2 protein-coding genes are annotated in these 2,079 nt (G+C 69.4%); both read right to left on the reverse strand.

The annotated features are described in order from the left end of the window. Window positions 1-729, reverse strand: a 729-nt coding sequence (locus tag ACMO6A_RS09510) for a bifunctional ornithine acetyltransferase/N-acetylglutamate synthase (protein ID WP_418471160.1), incomplete at its 3' end; no start/stop codon positions are given. A gap of 55 nt (window positions 730-784) precedes the next feature. Then, window positions 785-1,849: an N-acetyl-gamma-glutamyl-phosphate reductase gene (argC, locus tag ACMO6A_RS09515; RefSeq protein WP_009608759.1), complete on the reverse strand. Its 1,065-nt coding sequence runs from the start codon at window positions 1,847-1,849 to the stop codon at window positions 785-787. Between the last annotated feature and the right edge of the window lie 230 nt (window positions 1,850-2,079).

Consider the following 2,079-nt stretch of genomic DNA (forward strand, 5'->3'; position numbering starts at 1 on the left):
ATCCACCGTCACCTTGTTGAAGCTGCGATTCACCGCGCGCACGAGCGCCGCATGGAGCGCAGGCGCGGCAACGGGCGCGTCGGTGGTGATGACGGAGATCATGGTGGCCATGTTCGGCATGATCATGCCCGAGCCCTTCGACATGCCGCCCACCGTGAACGTGCAGCCGTCGTAGCCGATGCCGTCGCCCGAGAACGTGACGGCGGCCTCCTTCGGACGCGTGTCGGTGGTCATGATGGCGCGCGCCGCATCCGCGCCACCGCCGGCAGACAGCAGCGACGCCGCCGCAGGCAGGCCGATCCCGAACGGCGCCAGGGGCAGCTGCACGCCGATGACGCCCGTGGACGCCACCAGCACCTCGGATGCGGGGCAGCCCACGGCATCGCCCGCGATGCGCGCCGTCTCGCGCGCGGCCTCCAAGCCGGGCTCGCCCGTTGCCGCGTTCGCATTGCCCGAGTTCACCACCACGGCGCGCGCCGTGCCGTAGGCGGGCTCGCCCGGCTGGTCGGCGCCCAGCTGCGCGCGCGATACGATGACCGGCGCCGAGCAGAACACGTTCTTGGTGAACACGGCCGCGCACGCGCAGGGTTCGTCGGCGACCACGAGCGCGAGGTCGAGGCGCTCGGGATCCTTACGGAAACCCGCGTGCACGCCGGACGCGCGGAACCCGCGCGCCGCCGTCACGCCGCCTTGGGCGGGATGCGTTGCAGCGATCGGTTGGTCGGTCATAGCGGCTTCTTTCTGTTGCGGCTGGTGCGGCTGTAGCTTACTAGGACGATTCGCATCACACGGGTACGGAGATCGGTTCGAGCCCTCGAGCCTGGGGCAGGCCCAGCACGGCGTTCGCGCACTGCACGGCCTGGCTGGCCGCGCCCTTGCCCAGGTTGTCGATAGCGCCCACGGCCACCAGCATGCGCGCCGTCGCGTTGACGGCGATTCCCAGGTGCGCGTAGTTCGTGCCCGCCACCGACGAGGTCTTCGGCATGGTGCCGGCATCCAGCACGTGCACGAAGGGGTCGTCGGCGTAGAAGTCCCGGTACAGCTCCACGATCTCGCCCGCGTCGACGGGCGCGTCGGACGCGAGCGGCAGGTTCACGGTGGACAGCAGGCCGCGATTGAGCGGCGCGAGATGCGGCGTGAACACGAGGCGGCCTTCCAGGCCCAGGATCTGCTCGATCTCGGGCGTGTGGCGGTGCGTCGCCACGCCGTACGCTTCGAGGTTCTCGTCGGCGAAGCAGAAGTGCGTGCGCGTCGAGGCCTTCTTGCCCGCGCCCGTGACGCCGGAGATGGCGTCGACCACCACGACGCCGTTAGGCCGCACGAGCCCGGCACGGACGGCGGGCGCCGCCGCAAGCGACGTGGCCGTGGGATAGCAGCCCGCGCAGGCGACGAGCACGCCCTCGCCCGCTGCACGGGCGCCTGCGGCGCGCGCGAGGTCGTCCGGGAACAGCTCGGGCAGGCCGAAGGCAGCACGCTGCAGCAGGTCGGTGGCCGTATGCGGCGTGGCGTACCAGCGCTCGTAGACGGCAGGGTCCTTCAAGCGGAAGTCGGCCGACAGGTCGACCACCGTCGCACCGCGCGCGACCAGGCGCGGGGCCATGGCGAGCGCCGCGGTGTGCGGCACGGCCAGGAACACGAGGTCGCACGCGTCGAGCGCAGGGTCGTCGTGCGCGGTGAAGGCGAGGTCGGTGGCGCCGGTGAAGCCGGGATACTCCGCGACGACGGGCGTGCCCGCCAGCTCGTTGGACGTGACTACACGCAGATCGAGATCGGGATGGCGCAGCGCGAGCCTAATCAGCTCGATGCCGGCAAAACCGGCCGCTCCAACGATGCCTGTCGTGATCGCCATGTCGATCCCCTTCGTCTTCCGTCGTCCGATGCGCGGACGCGACGCTCAAGCCGTTGCGTCACCTACGATTTGTGCATATGCACAAAAATGAGGCGTTTTGAATGATGCATACCATCCTATGAAAGAAAGCAGCGTTTGACAAGATTCGAGCGCAAATTGGTACACGAGAATCAAACCGCCCGGACGAGGATCGAGCGCGGGGGCGAGTGGTGCGAGGGGGGTGTGGGATG

Origin of the sequence: Eggerthella sp., from assembly GCF_048329335.1 — a bacterium.
In the GTDB taxonomy this organism is placed as follows: Bacteria; Actinomycetota; Coriobacteriia; order Coriobacteriales; family Eggerthellaceae; genus Eggerthella; species Eggerthella lenta.